The organism is Candidatus Hydrogenedentota bacterium, assembly GCA_013359265.1.
Classification (GTDB): Bacteria; Hydrogenedentota; Hydrogenedentia; order Hydrogenedentales; family SLHB01; genus JABWCD01.
In genome coordinates, this window is record JABWCD010000043.1 from 1 (window position 1) to 25860 (window position 25860).

The window sequence follows — 25860 nt, forward strand, 5'->3', positions numbered from 1 at the left end:
GGTCTTCTCGATCCTGCGGCCCAGCGCGTCGTACACGTACGACGCCTCCACCACGTCCGTCTCAGGAGCCTCCACCATCGTGAAATCGTCAAAGCGGTAGTCGCCGAACTGGCCCGGCTTCCAGATTTCTACGTAGCCTTCTGTGTCCTGCGTCGGCTCAGGCACCACGTTCGCGCCAGCGGACAACACCAGCACCATCTCGTCCTGAGAGGCGCCGCGGTACACCCGGATGCCCTGCCCCACGCATTCGATGTACATCCAATACCACGCACCCTCGACCGTCTCGAACGCCGTTGCGTTCGCTTCCAGCGGGGCCCCGCCCAGGCTGTCAACCAGCGCCACGCGGTCCTTATGAATCCGCACCCCCAAGCGCGCCCCAAGGGACGGCTCGTTGATCTCGTCCGTGCGCACGAAAACCGTCGCGTAGTCCGTGTTCTCGCCCGTGTTGATCTCCATGTTCGCGTAACGCAACCACAGCCCAAGGTCCTTGTCCGAACCGTTGTTGTATTGGATGAGACCGCTGTTCGCAGGCGCGATCTGCGCTAGGTGTCCGTCCGTCACCTGCCACGCTGTGCCCCCGCCATCGTCCCACGGGGCGGACAACCCGCCGGCAAAATCGTCGTGCCACGCCACGTTGCTTGCATTCGGCGCGGGCGGTGCCGGCTCGTCCAGCTTACGCTCCGTGCGCACCATCAAATTGCGGTAGTCATACTCGAACGCCGACTCGGATATCCGGTCCTTGTCGCGTATGGTCAAGTTACCCGCCGGGTCGTAGTCCCGCGTCGTCTCGAACGGCGTCACGCTGTATTCGTTCACCAGCGCCTCGGCCGCCTGCATCGCATAATCCTGCTGCGCGGGCTGGCCCCCTCCCACCGTGACCGCCACGTTGAATCGGTTGCCCGCAGCGTCCAGCGCGTAGTCCCGCACGACAGCGTCACCAGTCAACGGTTGCCGCGTGGACGACACCATCCGCGACAAGCCGTCATACGCATACCCAAACGACGTCTCCGGCCCGCCGTCGCGCGAGTCCACACGCTGCGTCTTGTTGTGCAACGCGTCCCACGCATAGGTCCGCGCGTCCACTACAACCGGGTTGCCGCCAATGTCCGTTGTGAAGTGCGTTGTAGACAGCGGCCGCCCGCGACTGTCGAAATGCGAATCGCACCAAGTGCCGTTTCCGTTCTCCCGCCGCTCCACGCGCCCGCCTGCGCCAAGGTACTTGTAACTCGCCAGCGTCCCGCCCTGGTTCGAGCCGACCGTCTCCAACCGTTCCAGTTCGTCGAACGTCTGCGTGACGGTACGCCCACCCGGATACGAGATCGACACCGGGTTCGACACCGCATCATACGTCGTGGTCGTCGTAAACGCCTCGTCGTCGGACTTGAACGTCAGTGTCTCCTCGAGCAGGTTGCCCAGCGAATCGTAGACCCGCTCGATCAGCGCGGCGTCGTTCTCCGCCAGCACGAGGTTCGACACCGCATCGTATCCAAACACTTCCGGTTCGCCCGGCCCGTCCACACCCGCAGCCGCGTTCACCGTCTTTTGGATCACGCGCCCGATCGCGTCGCGCTGATATCCAGTTACCGTTCCATTCGCGTCGGTCTCTTCGATCACTTCGCCGTGCGCGTTGTATTCATAGAAGTGCGCGGTTCCGTCCGCCATGCCGCGGGCCGTCACGCGCCCCAGCCCATCATACGTGTATGACGACGTGTTACTGTTGCCGTCCTCCTGCTGCAGCAGCCGGAAGTCATTGTCCCAAGTTTGGAACAAATCCACGCCCTCCGGCAAATGGCTTTCGAGGAGTCGATCTAAACCGTCATATACGAAGGTGGACTCGTTGTCGGCCGCATCCACCGTTCTGGTAAGGTTCCCGCGCGAGTCGTACCAGCGCTTCGTGACGTAGTCGCCTTCCACTCGCTTCTCGACGGTCTTCACGGGACGCTTGAGGCCGTCAACGTATGTTTCGGTGATGATTGTCTGATCCGTGAACCCGGGCTCGTCGGCCGCCGCTAGTGATGACCGCTCCAGCCGCGAAATAGTAACTTTTTGCAGCCCCGCCGCGATGGAGTACGTAAAGGTACTCTCGTTCCCCAAATCGTCCAGGATCGATGCCTGCCGCGACATGCTGTCGTACGCGAAGGTTAGCGTGTGCCCATTCGCGTTCGTGGTTGACGCCACCAATGAATTTGGAAAGTACGTTGCTCCTGTCGTGACCGTGCCCAAACTCGTGGGCGGGTTGGCACTGAGATCGTACTTCGTAACGATCGATTGAATTTCGCGATTCAGTTCGTCGTATTGTTTCGCGGTAGCGCCTACAAGATTTCCGCCGCTATCGCGTGTCTGAACGTTTAACATGTTTCCATTGGCGTCGTAATTGTACGTTTGCGTGCGTCCAAGCGGGTCCGTTGTTTCTTCCAGGCGTCCGAGGTCATCATATGCATACGCGAACAGCCGCTGCTCAGGGCCTGCGGCGTCGACCCGCTCGGCGAGGTTTCCGTTCAAGTCGTACGCGAATCGCGAAACTTGCACATCGCTCGTGCCATAGCCGACGTGCTGTTCGAACAGGTAGTCGCGTTCGTCGTAGAAGAACCGGACAACGTTGCCTTCCGGCGACGTTCTCTCGATCAGATTACGGTTGTCGTCATAGGCAAACGTCGTGACAATAGGGTCCTGCCAAGTTTTTATCTGCGGCCCGCTGACACCGCCGGATAATGTGTACCCTCCCGCGTATCGCGTTTCGCTTACGACATTGCCGAGCACGTCGTACTCGTAGACGGTCCGGATCGCGTCGGACGGTCCGGTATCGCCTTCGACGATGACTTCATCGACCCGATCGGCTGCGTCATAATAGATGTCCGTTTGATAGTCGTGGGCGGTTCCATCGGCGTCCAGCACCGTTTGGACGACCTGGACAACCTGATCCAATTCGTTTACGGCGTAGTTTGTTACATTTCCAAAGGGGTCAGTCTTTTCGAAGAGTTGTCCGAAATAGCCGCGCTCGAATCGCGTCTCCAACTCTTCCCCGCCAACGTCTACCGTGATCTTGTTCAGATAGCCGAGCCCGTTGTTTTCGTAGTCGAACCGATCCACGCGCCGCGCCGTCCCATTTGAGGGATGGGTGATCGTTGCCAACTGGCCGGACCACGTATAGGTAAAATCCTGTTCAGCTAACAGCGTGGTCTCGCCCGAGTCCCAATGCTGGGTCCGAGTGCGGTTGCCGTTCGTGTCGTACGAGTGCTTTGTGACGTTTCCGTTTGGATCGGTTGCGCGTGTCACGAAGTCGCGCATATTGCGGCTGCCGAACCCCTCGAGATACTCGAACGTCTGTGCAACGCCCACCCCATGCGCGACAGCGATCAGGTTCCCCTCTTTTAACCTCGATCCGGTGCCGTAGGTGAACGTCGTGACATTTCCTCCAGGGTGCGTTATCGACGTCACGAGGTGGTCCGTGTTGTACGACATGAGGGTATCGAAGCTGTCCGGGTCCGACGCACGCAGCTTGCCCGTAGGCCTGTTCACCGTCTCGGTCGTTTGCGAAACCGGATCGGCGACTCCGGTGAATTCCTGCATCAGGATCGGACGGTTCCATGCGTCAAAGTAGTACTCGGACACGTGACCGTTGCGATCGTTGACGATCGCTTTGGCCTCTGCTTCGAGTAGAGGGTGGCCCGATGGGGGAGAAGGGTTCTCGATATAGGTAATATCGATAATGTCGTTAGTCTGCCCGTCCTCCGCGCGTCCCCACACCTGCCGGACAACGCGATCGAACTGAAAGTCCTCGGGATCCGTGGTTTCCGAATAAAAGTTCAGCAGATACGCATTTCCGGCCCCGTCCCTTACCCTGAACAGATTGTGGTTGAGATCGTCGTTTTCGTATCCCTTCGTGTATGTGTAATAGCGCGTCTTGCCATCAAGATACTCATGACCATCGATGCCGGTTACTTTTGGCGAACGCACGCTCCTGAGGTCGCCCTTCGGCCCGCCCGTATCGAGCGCCCCAAAATACGTGTATTTGACCTCCCGATCCCCGCAATGCACCCGGTCGAGCCGGTTGTACAGATAGTCGATATAAATGTGTCTTCCCATCGTATCGTACACGTCGGAAAGTCGATGTTTGAAGTCGTACTCAAACATCATGGTGTTTCCGTTACGGTCTTCCATGGCGGTGATTTTTCCAAGGTGCAGAGATGGTAATTGGTAGGCCGATGTAAGCGCCGAAAAGTGCCATTTCATGCCGTCCTCGAAATGCAGCGTGTAGGTGCCGTCGCCGTTTAATTGCACGTGGCCAAAAAAGCCAGGCGTTTCGTATCGCCCATCACCCACGTGGATGTATGTTTCGCGGCGTGACTCCGCTCCGTCATGGAGAACAAGTACGTCTCCGGAGACTTCTTTGATGTAGATGTTATAGGAATGGTCCCAATTGTTTCCCAGCCAGGTTGACGACGGAATCTTCGACCGATACGTGCGTTTCCATACGAAATCAAAGCCGCGTCCTTTGATTGCCAGGTCGGTTTCCTGCAGTACGAACTCCCCCGAGAAATAGTTCAACGGATCGGTCTCGTCCCCCGGGTTATCGCCGGCGTTTTCTTGATTTTCATTTGCCTGATCTACAACAGCTGGGGAGTCGTTATCTGGATAGGGTTCTTCGCCTTCGCCCTCGCCCTCGCCTTCGCCCTCGCCTTCGCCCTCGCCCGCGCCCTCGCCTTCGCCCTCGCCCTCGCCTTGGCCTTCACCTCCGCCTCCGCCTTGGCCTTCACCTCCGCCTCCGCCTTGGCCCTCACCTCCGCCTCCGCCTTGGCCCTCACCTTCCCCCTCGCCCTCGCCCTCGCCTTCGCCCTCGCCTTCGCCCTCGCCCTCGCCCTCGCCCTCGCCTTCACCCTCGCCTTCGCCTTCACCCTCGCCTTCGCCTTCACCCTCGCCTTCGCCTTCACCCTCGCCTTCGCCTTCACCCTCGCCTTCACCCTCGCCTTCGCCTTCGCCTTCGCCCTCGCCCTCGCCTTCGCCCTCGCCTTCGCCCTCGCCTTCGCCCTCGCCCTCGCCTTCGCCCTCGCCTTCGCCCTCGCCTTCGCCCTCGCCTTCGCCCTCGCCCTCGCCTTCGCCCTCGCCTTCGCCCTCGCCTTCGCACGTGCACTCCCCACCGTCCTGGCAGCCGCAGTCGCACTTGACAACGCACGTCTCTCCTCCACTTTGTGCCGCTGACAGGTTCGGTGTCGGAGAATTGGGCACCGCTTTTGTCGAACTGCCGCATGCCTGTATATTGTAGGGATCGGAAGGCGCGGTGATCGGCTGATTGTTTTCGTCGCGGCATTCCAAAAGATTACCCGTGCTGCCGTAGATGTAGTGTTCTTCGTGCCCGCCGTCGAGGGTGCGCTCTATCAGACGACCGTAATGATCATAAGAAAACGCCGTTTCACAATCGCTCGAACACGTCTGTTGCGACACAATCTGACCGATCAGGTTGTATTCGAGGGCATTTACCACCTGCCCATTGATATAATTCCCAACTGGCTGGTGCACCGTATTGTAAGCATAGCCGTGCGTGGTGATGTTTCCGATTTCGTCGTCATTTAGCACAAGCTCGATCTGGCCGTGAAACGTGTACCAGTTACTCTCGGTCGCCCCGCTGGGGTAGATCTTGCTAGTGAGGAGCCCGGGGTAAGCCGAGTCGAGGTATTCGTATTCGGCGACGGGTACTTCGTTGAGGGCTTCGGTGAGGACGTTGCCGAAGCCGTCGTAGGTGAATTCGACTTCGTCTCCGTTGGGGTCGGTTTTGGAGATGATGTTGCCGTTGGTGTCGTATGCGAAGGTCCACTGGTTGCCGTTGCCGTCGGAGGCGTTGGTGACTTGGCCGTATTGGTCATAGGCGAGTTTGTAGCCGGTGGAGCGGGAGATTTCGATTTCATATCCGCGGTAGCTGATTTCGACGTCGTACCAGCGGCCCTGTTCGCTGGTGGCGCTGGTGTTGTTGGCGAGCACCGTCCACGAGCCGCTCTTTTTTTGCTGCAATTCGATTTTTCCTGGATAGACCAGAAGCAGAAGGCCGTCCGAACCGTCGGCGTTGAAACGGAAATAAATCAAGCCGAAAGCGTTTGGATTAGAGGTGTCGGCGCAATAGTAGGAAAACGCAAGCGTGCCTTCGGGATCGACCTGGTTGGTCGAAATGTTTGCAACCGTGGCGGCCGGAGTCGATCTGAGGTATCTGTTTGACGCGTCCCACGTGCCGCTGCCGACGGTCCAGCCTGTGTAATTGCCGTCGTTGAAATTATCGGAAAAGGCGGTCGTGCCGAGGCCCGGTTTGGTGATGAGCATGTTGTCGAGGCGCAGCACGTCACCCGAGGGTACGTAGGCGTCGAAGCGGTCCGTGCTCGTTACCGTTGCGGCGGTTGTGCTGAGAATGAGCGAGAGAGGTTGCCCCTGTTGGGCGCGGTACACCTCGATGTTGGATCCGGTCGACTTAACGTGGACGTTGTACCAGGTGTCGAGCGTGGTGTCGGCGTCGGTATTGATCTGCAGGTTGGACGTTACGTCGTTGACAGTTTGGGACAGGCGCATTTCGTCCGCGAAGACCATCAGTTGGACGCGGTCGGATGTTGTCGAATTGTATCGGGGATGGATGATGACCGGATCGGTGTGACCGTCCGTGTCGAGGTAATAGGAAAACCAGATGTCGGTGTCGGGTTCGGTTTGCGCGATGTAGCTGCCGCCAGTGAGGTTTATGTAGCCGCCGGTGACGGTGTAATTTGAGCCATTCCAGCCTTGGGCGACTCCGTCCGCGAGGTCCTCGACGTAGACTGTCGGATAGGACGTCCGTTTGAAGTTGTCGAAGCGGAAGTCGCTGGATGCACCACGTTGGACGAGCAGTTTCGATGCTGCGACGATTGATGCCTTGTTCGTGCTGAGGACGGTGGACTTTGCGTTTGCGCCGGGCCCGTAAACCTGGGTGAGTCTGAGGTTGGAGTCGTATTCGAGATAGGTATCGACGTCGCCCGACGTCTTTTGGATCGGGTATAGCGATTCAATGGACGAGCCGCCCGTGGGATAGGTGTACGTGACGGGGTCTTCGCCGTCTACCGTGGCGGTCTCGAGCCGGCCCTGACCGGTGTAGGTGTACTCCGCGAACGTCGCCCCGCTCGGGTCTTTGATCTCGATCAAATCCATGTTGTCGTATTCGTACACCCACTCGTCGCCGGTTGAGGAGCCGGGCGTGGGAAAATAGACGTACTTCGCAGGGCGGTAGCCGTGCGGGCCCGCGACGATGAGCAACTTGGAGAGATTGGTCTGGGTGACGGAGTCTTTGTTCAGTATAGTCACGTCGCTATGGCCCGTGCCGGTGACCGTCTTGTCGTAGGTGGTTTCCAGCCCATTCGGGTAGGTGACTTTAACCACGTAGGCCTGCGGCCCATACGTGGGGTGCATCTTGTGTTCCGTGCTGATGAGGAATTCGTTGCCTTCCTTGTCGGTAATCTTGGAGATGTAGCGTCCAACGAGCGTCCCTAGGGGTGCTTCGGGATCAGGGCTGGGAGATGAATCGTACTCATAGGCAACGACGCCGCCGCCGTTATCGGTCACCGACGTCAGTTCGTTCCATGTACTGAGGGGATCTTCCGTATAGCCGTAGGTTATGGTTTGAAGCACGTCGGTGTCAGATTTCAACTGGACCGAACTAAAAAGACCGTTCGTTCCATAATTGAACTGCAAATAGCGGTTGTCTCCGGCGGGGGCGTGAATCTTGATGAGGCGCGCGGTCAGCATATTCGCCCCGTCGTACTCGAAGGTAAGGCGATTGCCGCTCGTGTCTTCAAGGTATTCCGGGCGCGCAACGATGAGTTCGCTGGTCGCTTCGACCGGGGCAAGAAAGCTGTAACTCAACCCCGTTGGCGCGGTGTGCACAAACTTGCCGGTGGTCGCGTCGCGCATCACCATCGAGCCGCGCGCCCACGTCACGACATCGCCGTCAAAGTCGTAAAAATCAGTATTGCCAATGCGCCCGAGATACGCATATGACGTTAAGTTGCCGGCATCGTCTCGCAGCATGAGCGACGACGGTGCGCCGTTCGCTTCCTCGGCCCCCGAGACCTGCAGCACTACGTGATAGTTATGCGTCCAACTTGCGCCCACCATGTTCTGCCAGGGATAGAGCTGGCGGGACAACGCGGTACGGTGATACCCCCACGGGTTCCGGTAGTCCCGGCGGAACACGAGTCGCAGCGAGCCGCGAACGGGCACGTCGATGTCGCGTTCGTGGAGCGTAACGGCGCCTTGGTACCCAACAATCCGCAGGTGAATCCCGGGGATGTCGACTCCGGCGGTCGACGAAGGTTTGGGGGATACGAGGCTTGGCGGGTTACCGGGAGTCGTCGTGGTGGGTAGCGTGGCAAAATTGATCGCATCCGCCAAGTCGCCGTTGAGTATCGGGTTGTCGAAGAGTTCAATTTTGGGAAGACCGCTTGGAAAACCGGCGCCGCCGAGACCGGTCGCCATGCCAAATGTGTCGTGGTCACATTCGCCTGGGTCTTGCTGGTTTGGGCAGGCTGTCGGCAGGCCCCCTTCGGACGGGTCGGTTGGAGGGTCAGGATCGGCCCCCCCGCGGATCCTTTCCATCAGCGCCAATTGAATGATGTCCGGACGTTCAACAGACTCCTTGAGAACGAGCGCTTTGCGGTCCCACTTGGCCATAAACTCCGCCAGCGAGATGTTGCTCTGAGGTTCGTTCATGTCCTCGACTGTTACGGTTTCTTTCGTCACGCTTACGACGGTTACGAAGTGGTTCCCGTTCACAAACGCGATGAAGGGCGTTTTCAGCGTATCCACCGATTCCGCTTCCACACCGATCAGGTCCGTTCCTTTCCGCTTTGCGGCTTCGACCAATCCCAACATACTGGTGCCTGCGCCGTCGGTGCGCGCGAGTGCGGCAAGCTCCTGGACGGTAGCCGTTATGCCTCGATGGCTGAGCAGCTTTTGGAGCGCGGTGGGCCCGCACAGTTGGGCCGTGCGAATGAGGTCGGTAGGTTGGCGGCCTTTGTCGCGGCGCGAAACCATTTGAGAAGGCAGGTAGTTGTATGTCACCAGGTAATTGATGGTGTCTTCGGATGCAACGGCCTCGTTCGTGCCGGGCCAACGTTCCGTAACCTCCTGGAACAGCGCCGCCGCGTTTGCGTAATCGGACTCCCGGAAGTAAATGCTTGCGAGGTTCCACATGGCCTTGGGCGCGTAGGGACTTTTCGGGTATTGTTCGAGAAATTCGCCCAGCGCGGCAATTCCCAAGTTGGGGTTTTCGTAGTTGTCCTGATCGGTGACAAACGCTTTCATATACGCGGATAGCATGGTGGGCCAGCCACCATCCGGATAGTTGGTCACAACGTTTTCGAATTGTTGTATCGCCTGCTGCCGTCGGCCGAGATTGAACATGGCCTTGCCGATTTCGTATTCGATTAGCGCTTTTACCCAGTCGTAGACCGTGTCGTCGGTGAGCACGTTCTGAATGAACGGTTTTTCGGATTCCTTGAGGAAATTGACCTGTTGGATTCGGGCGCCTTCGAGATCGTGGGCGGCCCGGTGCAGGTGCATAGCGAGTACGCTGCGAGCCGCCCACCGCGCCATCGATTCGGGTTCTTGCTCGATGAATTCCGTCAGGTCGTCCGCCGCGCCGCGGGCGTCCTCGGGGCTCAGTTTGGCGGAGGCTTCGTAATAGAGTACGGGAACGTCGATTTGGATGGGGGACTCGGGAAATTCGAGCATGAGTTGCCAGGCCGCCGCGCGCGTCTCCTCGTTATAGGCCTGTTTCGCTGACTTCTCGCCCAAGGCCTTCGCGGCGTCTGCGCGCGTCCGCGCGAAATCCAGAAGCAGATACTTGCTTTCGGCGCTTCTGCATTCGGACCAGGACGGCAAGAGGGCCGCAAATTGCTCAACCTCGGTTTCGCTGATTTGGCCCGTCTGCGCCAATTCCTGGAGGGAGGTTAGGGCGCGATTGGAAATCTTGCTCGCCCCTGAACCGGGAAAACGATCCATCACTTCGACGAGTTTCGCGGCGCCCTCTGGCAATTTGTCCTCGCGAAATTGGATTTGGGCCTCCGTCAATTTCGCGGCCGCCTCGGGGATTCGCTCGGAGGCAGACGATTGCCGTTCAGCATCTATCAGTTCGTCTACGTCGGAGCACACTTCGGAAATAAACACGGTCCGGTCGTATGCGGCGGAATCCGTGGCATCTTGAGTCAGACTATTATCGTAGGAAGCCAAGGTAAGGGCCGCATCCGGGAACGGCGACTTCCGGGTGCTAGATACAAATGCGGCCTGCGATGCGGTCGTGTTCAATCGATCGCTCGGAATGGCCTTGGGCTGGGGGGCGGGCGCTTCGCGTTGCCCATTTGGGTCTTCGGGACTGGGTCCAGACTCAGGCCCCGAATACACACGCGCGGTGCAAAGCAGAATTCCGATAATCGCCACTGTTACCGCGACGCGTACTCCCCGGCCGGTTCCACGCAGAACTCGCATAGCATTCCCCCAGTGAGAAGACGTCAAGTAAATCCCACGCCCCAACTCACCTACCAGGCACCCTCATTATTCGATGAACTGCAAAAGCAGTCAAACATAGTTACGTCGTTTTGTCAAGACCCATTGCTAGTGAGGTATAACCAATACACGAATTGCGGACTTTTGGGATTGGCGCACCGTCAACGGCGACTGTCGCCGTGCCCCGGTCTAACGTGACCGCAGGGCACAGGCGACGAGGGTCTTTCTCGGTTACCGGATGTGCGGGGTACGCTTACGCGGATTTTCTAATATGCCAAGGGATAGCGGTCAGCACAGTGAGGCTGCTTTCGCGAAGAATCCGGGATTGGCCACGCTGCCGACGTGAGTTGTGCGAGCGTCGCGCGCACGTCGATTCGGCGGGAATTGCCGGCCGCCGTTATTTCGCGGCGGGTTTCGATTTCTTTTTGGCGGACGTGCGGTAGAGTTTGTATTCGATGCTGTCGATGAGGGCGTGGAGAGACGCGGCGATGATGTTTTCGGAGACGCCTACGGTGTCCCATTCGACTTCACCGTCGGTGGATTCGATGAAGACGCGGGTCTTCGCGCGGGTGGCGGCTTGTCCATCGAGGATGCGGACTTTGTAGTCTTCGAGGTGGACGTCTTTGAGTTCGGGATATCTTCCTTCGAGCGCTTTTCGCAGCGCGTTGTTGAGCGCGTCGACAGGGCCGGCGCCTTCGGCGGCGGTGTGCATGGGCGTGCCGTCGGGCAATTCGACCTTGACTGTAGCTTCGGACAGCGATGCGCCGTTCTGATCTTTGGCTTCGACGCTGACGCGGTAGCCGAGGATTTTGAAGAAGCTCTTGTGATGTCCTTTCGCGCGGCGCATGAGGAGTTCGAGCGAGGCGTCCGCGCCTTCGAACTCGTATCCTTCGCTTTCCATGTCCTTCACGCGCTTCAGCACGTCGCGCGTTTCGGGGGCGTCGCGTTCGAGCGTGATGCCGAAGTCTTCGGCCTTCTGCAACAGACTCGAACGTCCCGCTACTTCGCTGACGGCGATGTGGGTGCGATTGCCGACGAGTTCCGGCGCGATGTGTTCGTAGCTGGATTTGAGTTTGTGCACGGCGTCGGCGTGCATGCCGCCTTTGTGCGTGAACGAGTCGCGGCCCACGTAGGGATCGGATTCGCGGGGATTCATGTTGGCGAGCTCGGCGACGAGGTGCGAGAGGTGCGTGAGTTTCGCGAGCTGTTTGTCGGTGACGAGTTTCACGCCCATCTTCAATTGGATCGTCGGGACGATGGTGACGAGGTTGGCGTTGCCCGTGCGTTCGCCGTAGCCGTTGATCGTTCCCTGGATGTGCGTGGCGCCCGCCTCGACCGCGGCGATCGAATTCGCCACCGCGCAGCCGGCATCGTTGTGCGTGTGAATGCCGACGCGCGCCTTCGGGAGGCGTTCGCGCACGGCGCCCGTCGCCGCGGCGATCTCGGAGGGAAGGCGTCCGCCGTTCGTGTCGCACAACACAAGCGTTTCCGCGCCGTTGTTCCACGCTTCTTCGAGCACCGACAGGGCGTATTCGGGGTCCTCGAAGTAGCCGTCGAAGAAATGCTCGCCGTCAAGGATGACGCGCCTGCCTTGAGACTTGAGGTACGCGACGGACTCGCCCGTTAGCTTGACGTTTTCGTTCAGGCTTACACGCAGGATTTCTTTCGCGTGGGTCGGGGACGATTTCGCGAAGATGGTGACGACTTCGGTACCGGCCTGAAGGAGCGCCCTGATGTTCGCGTCGTCCTCGACCGCGGACTTGGGATGACGCGTGCTGCCGAACGCGGCCATCTTCGCATGCTTGAGTTGCATGTCCTTCGTGCGCTCGAACAATTCCGCGGCCTTCGGGTTCGATCCGGGTTGACCGCCTTCGATATAGGCGATGCCAAATTCGTCCAACGCGCGGACCACGCGCAACTGGTCCTCGGATGAAAACTTGATCTGACGTCCCTGCGCCCCGTCGCGTAGGGTCGTGTCGTACAGTTCGATGTGCTGTTTCATCGAGAGATTCTCCTGGCGCGCGGGGCTTCTTCTAACCGCGATGTATGCGCATCGCGCGCCCGGGCCTTCGGGATGGCGCCGCGTAGCGATTGCTTATGTGCGTGAACCGAGCAAAGCCGCGGCATCGACAACCGGCAATTCTATCATAGCGGGGACCATTTCGTGGCCGTTCGGGAACACGATACCGGTCTTTGCCGCTTCGGGTTCGGAGTACACGAGCGTGGCGTCTGGGACAACGCCGGGGCCGAACATTGCAAACGGCACCGGCCCGCCGGCATGGGTTTTCGTCGATAGCGCCGTGATGTGATCGGGCGCGACCGCAATCCGAACGTCACCACGCTTCAACGCCCAGTCGAGACAGGGCGTGACTACCCGGCTGTCGAAATCCTTGATCGCGCGGAGTTTGAGATCGAGTTTGCCCTCGTGCGACGTTTCGTCGGGCGCTTCGACGTGAATGTACGCGAAGTCGACGCGTTCAAGCGCGCCGAGTGCGGCCGTAACTTTGCCTTCGTAGTCCGTGTCGAGATAGCCGGTGGCGCCGGGGACCTCGAGCACGTGCATGCCCGCGCACACGCCGATGCCGTTCACGAGATCGACCGCCGACACGACCGCGCCATCGATTCCGAACCGGTCGCGGAAGGTGCGCATCTTCGGGGATCTACCTTGGCCCCACAGCCATACACTCGTCGGCGCAAGGTCGCCGCGCTCGCGGCGCGCTCGCGAGACAGGATGCGTTGCCAGCACATCCTGCGATCGGGCCATGAGCAGTTGAAGGAATTCCCCGGCGCGCCCGCCCGGTACATAGGGGGCATAGGCCTGGTCCGTGATATTGTGGGGCGGTTCGCATTTGACCTGCGAAAGCTCTTCCACGGAGAGGTCTTGACTCGTGACGATGCCAAGATGGCGATAGCTTACGCCGGTATGGAGCTGGACTGGGAGGTCGGCAAAGGCCTCGTTCAGACTTGGTATGATTTCGGCTGCTTCGCGGGTCGAGATGTGGCCCGAGGTGAAGCTTCGCATGGTCCCGTTCTCGAGCGTCACCAGATTGCAGCGAAAGGCTACCTGATTTTCGCCGAGGAGGATGCCTTGCCGGGCGGCCTCGAGCGGTGCGCGGCCCGTGAATGTCTCGTGCGGGTCATAGCCGAAAAGCGAGAGGTTGCCGATGTCGCTTCCTGCCGGGAGATCGTCGGGGATCGGTTTGAAAAGTGCGCAGATTCCGCGACGGGCAATTTCGTCCATCGCGGGGGTCCTAGCAGCTTCAAGGGGGGTGCGGCCACCGAGTTCCGGAATGGCAAAGTCGGCCATGCCGTCACCCAGTAGCACGAGGTATTTCACGATCCGGACTCCACTAGAAATTTGAAGTGGTGAACATAGCATATTGCCGGGGTCGAAGTCAAGCTATCCCATTGAAATTACAATAGGTTAAGTGCTTTTTTCGATGAACCGATTAAATGATAATACTGATAATATCGATGCCTTGTTGAGTCGTGCTAAGGAATGTCTGATCGCGGACGGCGTCGACCTCGATCATGACCAGGTGGCCAAGCTCCGAATGCACGTGGAATTGATTCGGGAATGGAACGAAGTTGTAGGTCTTGTATCTACGGGTGACGCTAACGCTTTGTGGGAGCGCCACGTCGTTGACAGCCTGAGCCTGGCAGGCGTTATCCGTCGCCTCGGGCTCGAGTCCGCCCGATTGTACGATGTTGGAAGCGGTGGCGGGTTTCCAGCCATTCCGATCAAAGTGGCGTTGCCGGCGCTACGAGTTGATCTTATAGAGCGGTCTGTCAAGAAGGTCGGGTTCCTGCGCAAGGTGATCGCGGCGCTGGCGCTGCGGGATGTTACTGTCCATTCAATGGAGCTTTCGCAGTTTGGGCAATTCGATGGAGCTTCGGTTGTGACTGCACGGGCAATCGAGAATCCGAGGAAGGCAGCCGCGGAGATTGGTTTCAGGTTGGGCGGGGCTAGCGTGTTCTTATCGCAATTGAACCTCGTGTTCGATGACAAGTTCGCCACGGAGCGGGTGGAAGACCAGTGGACGCGGGCCGGATTGCGCCGCGGGAGTTTGGATCTGGTCGCCAACAGGGAAGCTTATGGCTAGGTTCCACGTGGAACATCTTGTAGCCAGATGCTGGGAGCTACCGTGTATAGCCAAAAAAGTTCCACGTGGAACCCTCGGCAACAACACTACCGATAGGACGATTGCGGTTACTCCGCAGCCACGAGCTCGCTCGGAAGTTTGAAGTGGACGTCCTCCATCATCACTTCCGACTCCACGACTTCGACGGGTCCCCGTCGACGGAAATAGTCAACCACGCCCTGCACGAGGGTTTCAGGAGCCGACGCACCCGCCGTGAGCAAAATTTGGTCAACCCCGTCCAGCCACGCCTCGTCAATCATTTCCGCCGAACTAATCAGGAATGCGGGCTTGCCCTTCGCAAGACAAATCTCCGCCAACCGGTTCGAATTGGCGCTTTCGCGGTCGCCAACAACCAAGACGATATCGACTAACGGCGAAAGTGCATTGACCGCTGCCTGCCGATTGGTCGTGGCGTAACAGATATCCGATTTCGGCGGACCCTGAATCTTGGGGAATCGTAGCTTCAAAGCGGCGATCACGCGTTCACAATCGTCTACGGAAAGCGTCGTCTGCGTTATGTACGACACCCTATCCGGGTTGGGCACTTCGAGCTTGTCTACGTCTTCCTGCGTGAAAACGAGCCGAATATGCTCCGGCGCCCAACCCATGGTTCCAACTGTTTCATCGTGGCCGTGCTCGCCAATCAATACGATGGTGAAATCGCGCGAAGCAAACCGCCGAGCCTCGTTGTGAACCTTCTCGACCAGCGGACAGGTCGCATCGATGACCTCCATTTGATATCTCTCGGCGTGCTCGAACCGTTCCGGCCCGACGCCGTGAGCACTGAACAAGAGATGCGACCCCGGCGGTACGTCGTCCAAGTTCTTAACAAAGACCGCGCCTTTGGCCCGAAGTTCGTTCACGACATGGGCGTTGTGGACGATGTCGTTGAGCACGTAGACCGGGGCGCCGAAGCGTTCGAGCGACTGTTCGACGCACTTGATGGCGCGCTCGACGCCGGCGCAAAACCCGCGCGGCTTGGCTAGGATGATTTTCATGGGACCTCCAGACCGGATAGGATACCGCCCACACCCGCTGGAACACAACGCCCCGGATCCATATTCCGATGCGCAAATCATTATTGTGCTGTGTATATAGTATCTCTATATACTATAGTTTAGCATGTTCCGAAACGCTGGTCGTGGGATCAAAAGGCGAGCAGTGTGGAATCGGAAACGGCGCCCGGGCGATGAACGATCCGCAAGTCGGGATCGAACACGGTCGACGGTAACGAAGGAGGCAATGCCCCGCCGTCGATGCACAGCGCGACGCCATCCAATTCGATTGTTGCCGCAGCGCTGGGGGCGGGCGCGCCGCTCCGGTTTGCCGACGTCGAAGTAATTGCATGGCCCACGGCACGGCAGAGCGCACGCGCGGTTTCGGACGATGGGATTCGCACGCACACTTTCGGACCGCCCGCGCACAGCGACGCCGGCAATTCATCCGACTTTGGCAAGAGGAGACTCAGCGGACCCGGCCAGAAGCGGTCCATATACGCTCGCGCGTCCGGGGAGATTTTCGAAACGATACGTTCGACCTGTTCCATGTTGGCGGCGATCAAGAGTATCGGGTTGGATTCGCTACGGCCCTTCATCGCAAACAACGATTCGATCGCCGCAACGGAAAACGGATCGGCCGCGAGTCCATAAACGGTTTCCGTTGGGTACGCAACAACGCCGCCCGCGCGAATGATGGCCGCCGCTTCGTCAATGCATTCAGGTGTTGGCGGAACGAGCCTCATACGTTTGCGCGAAGAAGATACTCGCGCAGTTTTGCAAACGCCCGCGCGCGGTGGCTGATCGACGCTTTGACCTCCGGCACAAGCGCGCCGAAAGTGCGATCGTATCCATTCGGAATGAACAGCGGGTCGTATCCAAAGCCCCCCTTTCCCGACACGGCGCGCGCGATGCGGCCCTCGATCGTTCCGAGTTCCATATGGGGCATTTCGCCGGGTACGGCAAGCACGCAACAACACACAAACCTTGCGCTGCGCAATTCGTCCGCCACATCGCGCAGTTCGTGCAGTAACTTCTCGTTATTGTCCGCATCCGTGCAACCGTTCCCGGCGTACCGTGCCGAGTAAATTCCCGGCGCGCCGCCGAGCGCGTCGACGACAAGACCGCTGTCGTCGGCGACACACGCGACGCCAAATCGCGCGCCATACGCCTGCGCCTTGATCAACGCATTCGCCTCGAAGGAATCGCCGTTCTCCTCCGGCGCGTCGAACTCGGGGAAGTCGCGCAGACTCATCAGTTGCCAAGGAACGTTCTCGAGAAACACGGCGATTTCACCAAACTTGTGTGCGTTGCCGGTCGCAATCAGCAGCGGGCGGGGAGACATCTTCAGGCGGGCAGCCCGAGCGCGGTGCGTTGCAGCGCAAAAAGTTCGCGCATGCCTTTCTCTCCAACCGCGAGTAGACGGTCCATCGTCTCGCGCGAGAACGATGCGCCCTCCGCCGAACCCTGGATTTCGACGAAGGTGCCGTCATCGCGCATGACGAGGTTCATGTCCACGTCCGCGATCGAATCCTCCGCGTAGCACAAATCGAGTCGCGGCCCGCCGTGGATCACGCCGACGCTCACCGCCGCGCACTGACCCAACAACGGCAACCGGGACAGCGCGCCTTGCTGCACCAACCGAGATAGTGCGTCGTGGAGTGCGACGTATGCGCCGGTGATCGCCGCGGTACGCGTGCCGCCGTCCGCCTGTAACACGTCGCAGTCAATAACGATTTGCCGCTCGCCCAACGCCCCGAGGTCCACGATGCACCGCAACGATCGGCCAATCAAACGGCTGATCTCCATGGCACGGCCTTTCTTCACCGAATCGCGCGAGATGCGCTCGTGGGAGGAGCGAGGCAACATGCCGTACTCGGCGGTCACCCAGCCTTTGCCGGTGTCTTTGAGAAACGGGGGGATGCGCTCCTCGACCGTAGCCGTACAGAGTACCTTGGTCTCGCCGAATGCGATGTGGACCGAGCCCTCGGCGAACTTGGTGTACTGTCGCTCGATCGTTACCGGGCGGAGCGCGTCATACGCGCGGCCATCCGGACGCATGCCTACTGCGCCGCCCCGGGTTCCAGCGGCGCCGTTTGATTGGGTTCGGCGGCATCGGCCGAGTTTTCCGAAACCTGGACCACGTCCTTTGGTCCGGGCGCGACATCGACCGCCGCCACCTGCGTGATCTTTGTATCTTTGTGATACTTCTTGACGAGGTTTGCCCAGACCGGGTCTTCGCGCAAGATTTCGACTGCGCGCTGTAACTGCACATCTTCGACCGTAGTGTCGGTGACCGCGTCGCCCGTCACGCTGCCATGGTTTTGGAGGTCTTGTTTACTCGCGTCGCTTTCCCACGAGGCGATTAGCTGCTTCCACAGCCCCGGCCACTGGTCTTCCGCGAACGGAACTTCGACGTCAGGCAGGATGCCGTGCTTGTTGATGGTCACGTCCGCGGGCGTGTAATAGAGCGCAGTAGTCAACCGTAACGCGCTGTTCTTCGGCGCGCGCAACGGAATGATCGTTTGGACGCTGCCCTTCCCGAACGTCTTTGCGCCAACGATAATTGCGCGCTCGTGGAATTGCAGCGCGCCTGTGACGATCTCCGACGAACTCGCCGTAATCTCGTTCACGAGCACGATCATCGGGAATTCTTGCGGAAGCACCGGGTCTCGCTGGGTGTAGAGCGTCATCTCGTCCTGCACGGTTCCATCTTCGTGCTTACGGCCCTTCGTGTACGTGACGAGCGTGTTCTTTTTGAGAAACAGGCTGGCAACTTCTTCCGACGCGCTCAGCAGACCGCCGGGGTTCCAACGCAGATCGAGAATGAGCGAACGCATCCCCTTCGACTCGAATTCCTTCAGCTTTTCCGCCAGGTCGCGCGAAGTGGTTTGCTTGAAGTCGCTGATACGAATGTAGGCGATGCCGCCGTCCAGCACGCGGCTTTCCAACAGACTTGGCACCGGCACCTTACCGCGCGTGACGGAAATCTCGTGATATGCGCCGGGCTGCCCTTCCTCCTTCGACAGACGGAACACTTTCAGTTTTACGACCGTGCCGCTTTCGCCGCGGATGTGGTCCTTCGCATCGTCGATGCTCATGCCCTCGGTGGGGATGTCGTCAATCGCGACGATGATGTCGCCCGCCATAATCCCCGCCTTGAGCGCGGGCGAACCGGGCATTGGCGCAAACACGAAGATGTTCTTCTGTTCGTCCAGCTTGATCTGGATGCCAATACCGTCGAACCGGCCCTCGGTTTCTTCGCGGAGGTCCTGGTACACCCGTGGCGGAACGAATGAACTGTGGTCGTCGAGCGCATTCATCATGCCGGTGAGCGCCCCCTCGACAACCTTGTCCGTGTCCGGCACCTCGACGTAATTTCGCATGATCTCGTCGAGCACGACGCCGATCGGTTCGATCTGGCGGACTATGTCCTGCTGCGCGTCGGCGTGAATGCGCGGCCAAAATCCATTGGTCAGGATCATGACCAAGGCCAGCAGGAAGAGGGAAAGGCCCACAAACTGGGACCGAACGTTCCGCATACAAAGACCTCCGGACAGCACGGCTGTTACTTCAGAGTGACTATAGCAGACGACTGCCGGAAAAGCGAGTAATCAGCCAAATAATCGCTGCCCTTTCGGGCATTGCGACCATGTGCCTATAGGCGGTAAGACACCACTTCCTTTGGGGCAACTCCGGCAGGAACGCCGCACGGATGAAATGGCAATAATCGTGGTTCGGACCTGCGGCAGCCGATTCGTTGTGCACAACCTCGGACGTATGTTCGTGTATGCTTGCCGCCGTGACGAAGCCGCGCACCGACTTGAACCATAACCGGCCAAAGCCATGTGGTTGCGCCGTTTGCCGGAGCGCGGTATGGCGGCAATGGGGGTGAATGTGGAAGATGTCCTTGCACAGCGGCTGGCTCGCGTCCTTGTCGATCCCGTGACCCATGAATCGTTGACCGCCGTGGACCGGACACTTGTATCCGCCGGCCGCACGTATGGCCTGAGCGACGAAGGTTATTTCGATTTCACTGTCGGCGACCGGTTCTACGAGATGGAATCAACAAGCGAGGAGTATGCCGGAGAACAGGCGGAATCGTGGCGGCGGTTCTACGACGCGTACCTGAAACCGTGGGTGCAACGTGAGGGCGCGCGGCGTGTTCTGGAAGTCGGTTGCGGTATGGGGCTCGGTATTCGCTATATGCGAGACGATGGCATCGAGGCCTACGGCATCGACATCCCATGCCTGGCGCGATTCTGGAAGCGCGCCGGCAACGATCCCGCGCATTTCATCAATTGCGACGGCGCCCGCATGCCGTTTGCAGACGACTATTTTGACGCGGTCTACACGCTTGGAACGATCGAACATATCGGCACAAAAGTCGGGCATTACACGCTTGAAAACAACTACAGGGAAACGCGCGTTGCGTTCGCGAAAGAACTGCTGCGCGTTACACGGCCCGGCGGACGCGTGCTGGTTACGTGCCCAAACAAGTCGTTCCCGATCGATATTCACCACGAACCAACCGATGCCGCGACGCCGGCCGGGTCGATGCGTTTGCGAAGATACGTCTTCGACCGATTTGGGATGACGCTGCACAAGCCGTTCGGTACGTATCACCTGTTTTCGTACGGTGAATTGAAGGAATTGTTCTGCGGGAGAAACGGAGCGGCGTCTATCGCGCCGTTACCGTTGAAAGACTATTTTGCATTTAAGCGCACCGGCTCGTTGGGATTACTGCAGCCTCTGAAGCATGCGATTGCCTGGTACGTCGAACACATGCCCGCGATGATTCACAAAAGCCCGCTCAATCCGTTTCTGGTCGTCGAAGTGCGTAAGTGACGCGCGACTTTCAAGGGTGGCGTACGCGTTGACGTGGGCACCTGGGCAGTCGCCACGCGCTACCAATGAAAAAGCGCCCGGATGACATCCCGGGCGCGTCGATGATTGATTCTGTTTCTATGCCTGCTTTGCGCGAAGGTTCGCTTCCGCATTGAGGCGAATCGCCACGTCCGGGTGGTCCGCCCGGAGCACTTCGTCGTGAATGTGCTTTGCTTTCCTCAGCGCGTCCTTCGCCTCGGCGAGTTTGCCCTGCTCGGTGTAGAGGATGCCGAGGTTTGTCAGCGCCGTGGCCATATATGGATGCTCGCTGCGCCCGCCCATGTAGTGTACGCGCACCGCCCGCTTCAAGAGGTTCTCCGCTTCCGCCACGTTGCCCGCGTCCGCGGCGACCAACGCCAGTCCGTTCAGGCTGCGGCCCACTTCCACGCTGTAACAATCGCGCTTGTTGATTTCCAGCGCGCGGCGGTATAGGCATTCGACTTTGTCTTTGTTGCCCGCGACGTAGTGCAGGTCGGCGAGGTTGTTCAGCGAGGCCGCCACGAACCGGCTCTTGTCGCCGCACTCGTCGGCGTCGCGCAAATCGAGCGCGGCCTTGAAGCACTTCTCGGCCTCGGGGTATTCCGTGAGCGCCATGTGTGTAAGGCCTGCGGTGTCCATCGTGAACGCAAGCCGGTACTCGTCGCAGGTCTCGACATGGGCCTTGGTCAGCAACGTCTTCGCGTCGGCGTACTTGCCGTCTTCGTAAGCCTCCACGCCCTGGAAGTGATACGAAATCCAGAGCTGCAAGTCGGCATTCGCCGCGACGGGCGTGATCAACGCCGCCGCGCATGCGATCAGGACTATCCGCTTCATGGAACAAGCCTCCCACGGACCCGGCACGGGCCACCAAATTACTGTGAAGGATAGCCTAACCGCAAGGATTTGTCAAGAATTTACCTGGCGCATTGGCGAGTGATTTAACAACGCGATACCAAAAGCTCGTCGTAATCCAGTGGTCGTTCATAGCAGGGGAGATTGACGACGGCGGACGCCAGGTTGCTCGCGGCTCAGAGTTTGGGTCGCGGGTCTGGGATGGTCTTATATGCTCTTCCAACTTTGCAGTTGGCAAGGCGCGCAAGAAGCGCTCCGTCTTGATTTTCACAGGTCCGTATTACAAAGATGGATTTCAAGGCACGTGCGTACAATAAGCACAGCGTGAAAACGAGAATACAGGCGAGGTTCCCCCATGGCCCGATCCCATCATGCCGCGATGATTCTCGCGAACCTGTTTGTCTTCGCCGTATTGCTTACAAGCGGTGCGTCCGGATGCGGCTCGCCGCCGCCCGCAGCCAAAATCGGCGGGTTTCCGGAAGACATTCCCGTGTACGATGGGCTCGTGAAGGACTATACGAGTGACTCAGGGCCTTTGCTCGTCGTTAATGGCTCCACTACAGACGATACCGCAAAAGTCGCGGCGTTTTATCGCGAACGCTTGCCCGCAAACGGCTGGACGGAAGGATCGGATCCTGCGCAGCGCGAACCGGGTACCGAGGCACTGATTTTCAGTAAAGGTCAAGCGAAACTCGTGATCCGGGCGAGCAAAGATCAGGAAAAAACACGAGTCTCCCTTCAGGTCGAGGGGTACGATGGCGCCACCAGGAACCCGGCATAGAAACCACGCTCAGATCGCGACACCAAGGACGCGAAACGACTCTTCGCTTACACGCGGCGTTTGACTCACTTTGGGCTTCGTATCTCGATAATCAAGCAGGCGTTTGCGGATGAAGCCGGCGAGCGTGAGTGCGCGACTATTCAACCGTTATCAAGCTCTCGTCGTAATCGCCCGGTCTTTCATAGCCGAGGAGGTTTAGGAGAGTAGCGGCGACGTTGCTGAGACCCCTCGCGTTGAGTTCGCGGATAGCGATGGAATTCGCACCCGAATAGTCCTTGATAATGAAAGGCACGGGATTAAGCGTGTGCGCAACCATCGGTTCGCGCTTGCCCTTCTTCTCCGTGAACATGCAATCGGCGTTGCCGTGGTCGGCGGTGATGACGGCGATGCCTTTCGCCTTCTCGATCACGGGCAGCAAACGGCGCAGCGCGAGATCGACAGCTTCGACCGACATGCGAATCGAAATCGGCACGCCGGTGTGGCCGACCATATCGCCATTCGCGTAGTTGATGCGGATGAATTTGTGCTTGCCGCCTTCCACCGCGGCGATGACCGCATCGGTAATCTCCGCCGATTTCATCCATGGACGTTGATCGAAAGTTACGCGATCCGATGGAACCTCGACATACGTCTCCAATTTTTCGTCGATATATCCCGAGTTGTTTCCGTTCCAGAAATACGTGATGTGTCCGAACTTCTGCGTCTCCGAGATCGCAAACGTGGTTATCCCCTGCGCGCACATGTATTCGCCAACCGTGCGTTCGATCGCCGGCGGTTCGACAAGATAGTTCTTCGGAATCTGCGCGTCGCCGTCGTACTGCATCATCCCGGCATAAAACACATCGGGCTTTCGCTTGCGATCGAACTTGTCGAATTCTGCGCCTTCTTCGAACGCTTTCGTAATCTCGATGCCGCGATCGCCGCGGAAGTTGAAAAAAATGACCGCGTCGCCGTCGTTGATCGTACCGGCAGGCTTGCCAGCGTCCGCGATCACAAAACTCTCGAGGTATTGATCGGTCACGTTCTTGTCTTCGTCGTAATAGGTCTGAACCGCGTCCGTCGCGGTCGCGAACTGACGCCCCTCGCCAAGGACGTGCGCCTTCCACCCGCGCTCGACGATCGACCAATCGGCGTTGTAGCGGTCCATCGTAGTGATCATGCGTCCGCCACCGGATGCGATCCGGTAGTCGCTGCCTTTGGCGTTCAGCGCGGCAAGTTTCTTCTCGAGGGTGTCGATATATCCCAGCGCGGACCGTTCGCCCACGTCGCGGCCATCCGCGAGCACGTGCAGCCGCACGCGCGCGACGCCTTCCACCGCGCACCGCTCGAGCAGCGCCAACAGATGATCGATGTGGCTATGAACATTGCCATCGGACAGTAAGCCAATGAAGTGCAACGTGCCGCCGGCTTTCGCCTTGGCGACCGCACTTTTCCACGCGGCGCCCTCGAACAACCGGCGCGACGCAATCGCCCCGCTCACCAGCTTCGCGCCCTGCGCAAACACACGCCCCGCGCCAAGCGCGTTGTGGCCCACTTCCGAGTTGCCCATATCCTCGTCCGTCGGCATGCCGACGGCGGTGCCGTGCGCTTTGAGCTGGGTGTACAACGGCTCCTTGAATAGCTCGTCCAGCACCGGCGTGTAGGCCAGCCATACCCCGTCCGATTCGTCACGCTTGCCGATCCCCACCCCGTCCATCACAACAAAAACGACGGGTCCGGGAAACGATTCATAGTTCGGCAACGGCTTCAATTCGAGGTCCAGCATGGCGCAATCCTTCCAAGGGTAGGTCGCAACAGCGATCCGGGGAGTTTAGCGCCCTGAGCGAAGGGGCGTCAAACGCGGGAGTGCGACCGGCTCCCGCGCTCATGCTCGCACCCGCTGCCGACTAACGAAGCCACACCCGGAGAGCGCGACGTGAGTAATCGATGGGCGAACATGCGCCTTTTTTACACTTTGTGCACAATCCAGCTTTTGTTCGCAATTCGTATGTTGTAAACCTAATTAAATCGCGAAGTTATGACTTTTTTCTTGCGCTGGGGGGGTTCGGCTGTGATATAACCATCCCTTGAAGTTGGAAGTTGTACTGAGTTGTTCGTCCGCCGTCACGGGGGTGCGGCTCGATTGTGGTGGGAGAGGGTGAAGTTTGTGTTGAGCCGAGTCACGCCCCTGACAATTCTGCTTTTCCTCGCTGGCCTTCCCTCGTTCGCCGTGCCTATCGCTTCCCAGTTTGTTGCGGATGGTTTCACGCGTCCCGTATTCGTCTGTTCGCCGCCCGGGGATGCTTCACGGCTGCTCGTCGTCGAACTCGGCGGCAAGATCAAACTCATCAAGAACGGCTCGGTGCAGACCACGCCATTTCTCGACATCACGACGAAAGTAAACCAGGGCCGCGACGAACGCGGGCTGTTGGGCCTCGCATTTCATCCGAATTACGCGTCGAACGGCCTTTTCTACGTCAACTATATCGACACGGCCTACCCGGGTGATACGCACATCGAGCGGTACCAGGTCTCCAGCAATCCGGATGTCGCGAATGCGAACAGTGGCTTCAATCTCTTGACCATCGCCCAACCCGACACAAACCACAACGGCGGCTGGATTGGCTTCAGCCCGATCGATGGCTACCTCTATGTCGCGGTCGGCGACGGCGGCGGCGCGAACGATCCTTCCGGCAACGGGCAGAACATCAACACCAAGCTGGGCAAGATTCTGCGGCTGGACGTGAACATTGCGTCGCCCTACGCGCCGTCGACCAATCCATACTATGGATCGACGCCCGGAGACGACCTTGTCTGGGCCTACGGGCTGCGCAATCCGTACCGTTGCGGATTTGATCGATCGAATGGCGATCTGTGGATCGGCGACGTTGGGCAGGATGCGCGCGAGGAAATCGACCGGCTACCGGCCACCGCTGGCGGCGGTCTGAACTTCGGATGGAAGACTGCGGAGGGTTTCGCATGCCGCGGCGGCAGCGGTTCCTGCGGGACCAACGCCGGGTTCACTCCCCCGATCATCGATTACCCGCGTACTGTCGGCCAGGCAGTGATTGGCGGCTATGTCTATCGCGGCTCCGCGATTCCGGGGCTGCAAGGCACCTACTTCTACGGAGATTATATTTTCGGCGGAATTTTTTCGTTCACGTATAACGGCAGCGTCCAGGACCACGCCGAACGCAGCGCCGAGCTCAACCCGCCGGGCCCACGCTACATCAACAGTGTCTCGTCATTCGGGGAAGACGCCAACGGTGAGTTGTACATCGTCGACTACTTCGACGGCGAGATTTATAGAATCGTCGGCGTGGACACGGACCCCGATTCCGACAGCGACGGTTTGACGGATTCGCAGGAGCAGGAGCTCGGCACCGATCCGAATGACCCCGATACAGATGACGACGGCCTTTCCGATGGCGCCGAAGTCAACACGCACGGGACGAACCCGAAGAAGGCCGACACGGACGACGACGGCCTTTCCGACGGTGCCGAAGTCAACACGCACGGGACGAACCCGAAGAAGGCCGACACGGACGACGACGGCCTTTCCGATGGCGCCGAAGTCAACACGCACGGGACGAACCCGAAGAAGGCCGACACAGACGACGACGGCCTTTCCGACGGAGCCGAAGTCAACACGCACGGGACGAACCCGAAGAAGGCCGATACAGACGACGACGGCCTTTCCGACGGAGCCGAAGTCAACACGCACGGGACGAACCCG

Annotated in this window: 14 protein-coding genes; 4 read left to right on the forward strand and 10 right to left on the reverse strand. The window is 59.2% G+C overall.

Annotated features, from left to right (window positions below):
- From HUU46_24770 to HUU46_24780, 3 genes are all read right to left on the reverse strand, one after another.
- The coding region (locus HUU46_24770) for a tetratricopeptide repeat protein (GenBank protein NUM56856.1) at positions 1–10491 on the reverse strand (10491 nt) is incomplete at its 3' end.
- A gap of 415 nt (positions 10492–10906) precedes the next feature.
- Positions 10907–12511, reverse strand: coding sequence for a citramalate synthase (locus tag HUU46_24775; GenBank protein ID NUM56857.1), 1605 nt, complete (start codon positions 12509–12511; stop codon positions 10907–10909).
- Positions 12512–12604: 93 nt separating this feature from the next.
- Positions 12605–13846, reverse strand: a complete 1242-nt coding sequence (locus tag HUU46_24780) for a cofactor-independent phosphoglycerate mutase (protein NUM56858.1) — start codon at positions 13844–13846, stop codon at positions 12605–12607.
- 91 nt (positions 13847–13937) lie between these two features.
- On the opposite strand from HUU46_24780, the gene HUU46_24785 reads away from it, so the two are divergent.
- On the forward strand, positions 13938–14612 hold the full coding sequence (locus tag HUU46_24785) for a class I SAM-dependent methyltransferase (GenBank protein NUM56859.1): 675 nt from the start codon (positions 13938–13940) through the stop codon (positions 14610–14612).
- Positions 14613–14719: 107 nt separating this feature from the next.
- Here HUU46_24785 and ispH read toward each other — a convergent pair whose 3' ends face one another.
- The 5 genes from ispH to HUU46_24810 all read right to left on the reverse strand — a co-directional run bounded on the left by ispH (position 14720) and on the right by HUU46_24810 (position 19188).
- Complete coding sequence (gene ispH / locus HUU46_24790) at positions 14720–15649, reverse strand: 4-hydroxy-3-methylbut-2-enyl diphosphate reductase (GenBank protein NUM56860.1); 930 nt, start codon at positions 15647–15649, stop codon at positions 14720–14722.
- Positions 15650–15798: 149 nt separating this feature from the next.
- A complete protein-coding gene (locus HUU46_24795) occupies positions 15799–16392 on the reverse strand; it encodes a threonylcarbamoyl-AMP synthase (protein ID NUM56861.1) in 594 nt (197 codons plus the stop codon).
- Positions 16389–16991: an RdgB/HAM1 family non-canonical purine NTP pyrophosphatase gene (gene rdgB, locus HUU46_24800; protein ID NUM56862.1), complete on the reverse strand. Its 603-nt coding sequence runs from the start codon at positions 16989–16991 to the stop codon at positions 16389–16391. Before rdgB ends, HUU46_24795 begins: the two co-directional genes overlap by 4 nt.
- Before the next feature lie 2 nt (positions 16992–16993).
- Positions 16994–17707, reverse strand: coding sequence for a ribonuclease PH (gene rph, locus HUU46_24805; GenBank protein ID NUM56863.1), 714 nt, complete (start codon positions 17705–17707; stop codon positions 16994–16996).
- 2 nt (positions 17708–17709) lie between these two features.
- A complete protein-coding gene (locus tag HUU46_24810) occupies positions 17710–19188 on the reverse strand; it encodes a S41 family peptidase (GenBank protein ID NUM56864.1) in 1479 nt (492 codons plus the stop codon).
- A 334-nt stretch (positions 19189–19522) separates the two neighbouring features.
- On the opposite strand from HUU46_24810, the gene HUU46_24815 reads away from it, so the two are divergent.
- Complete coding sequence (locus HUU46_24815; GenBank protein NUM56865.1) at positions 19523–20494, forward strand: class I SAM-dependent methyltransferase; 972 nt, start codon at positions 19523–19525, stop codon at positions 20492–20494.
- A gap of 117 nt (positions 20495–20611) precedes the next feature.
- Here the strand turns inward: HUU46_24815 and HUU46_24820 are convergent, their stop codons facing one another.
- Positions 20612–21346 carry a tetratricopeptide repeat protein gene (locus HUU46_24820; GenBank protein NUM56866.1) on the reverse strand — a complete coding sequence of 245 codons (735 nt, stop codon included), beginning with the start codon at positions 21344–21346 and terminating at the stop codon, positions 20612–20614.
- Between the two features lie 373 nt (positions 21347–21719).
- Between HUU46_24820 and HUU46_24825 the strand changes: the two genes are divergently transcribed.
- Positions 21720–22145 carry a hypothetical protein gene (locus tag HUU46_24825; GenBank protein NUM56867.1) on the forward strand — a complete coding sequence of 142 codons (426 nt, stop codon included), beginning with the start codon at positions 21720–21722 and terminating at the stop codon, positions 22143–22145.
- Between the two features lie 136 nt (positions 22146–22281).
- Here HUU46_24825 and HUU46_24830 read toward each other — a convergent pair whose 3' ends face one another.
- On the reverse strand, positions 22282–23910 hold the full coding sequence (locus HUU46_24830) for a 2,3-bisphosphoglycerate-independent phosphoglycerate mutase (GenBank protein ID NUM56868.1): 1629 nt from the start codon (positions 23908–23910) through the stop codon (positions 22282–22284).
- A 372-nt stretch (positions 23911–24282) separates the two neighbouring features.
- Between HUU46_24830 and HUU46_24835 the strand changes: the two genes are divergently transcribed.
- Positions 24283–25860, forward strand: a 1578-nt coding sequence (locus tag HUU46_24835; protein NUM56869.1) for a PQQ-dependent sugar dehydrogenase, incomplete at its 3' end; no start/stop codon positions are given.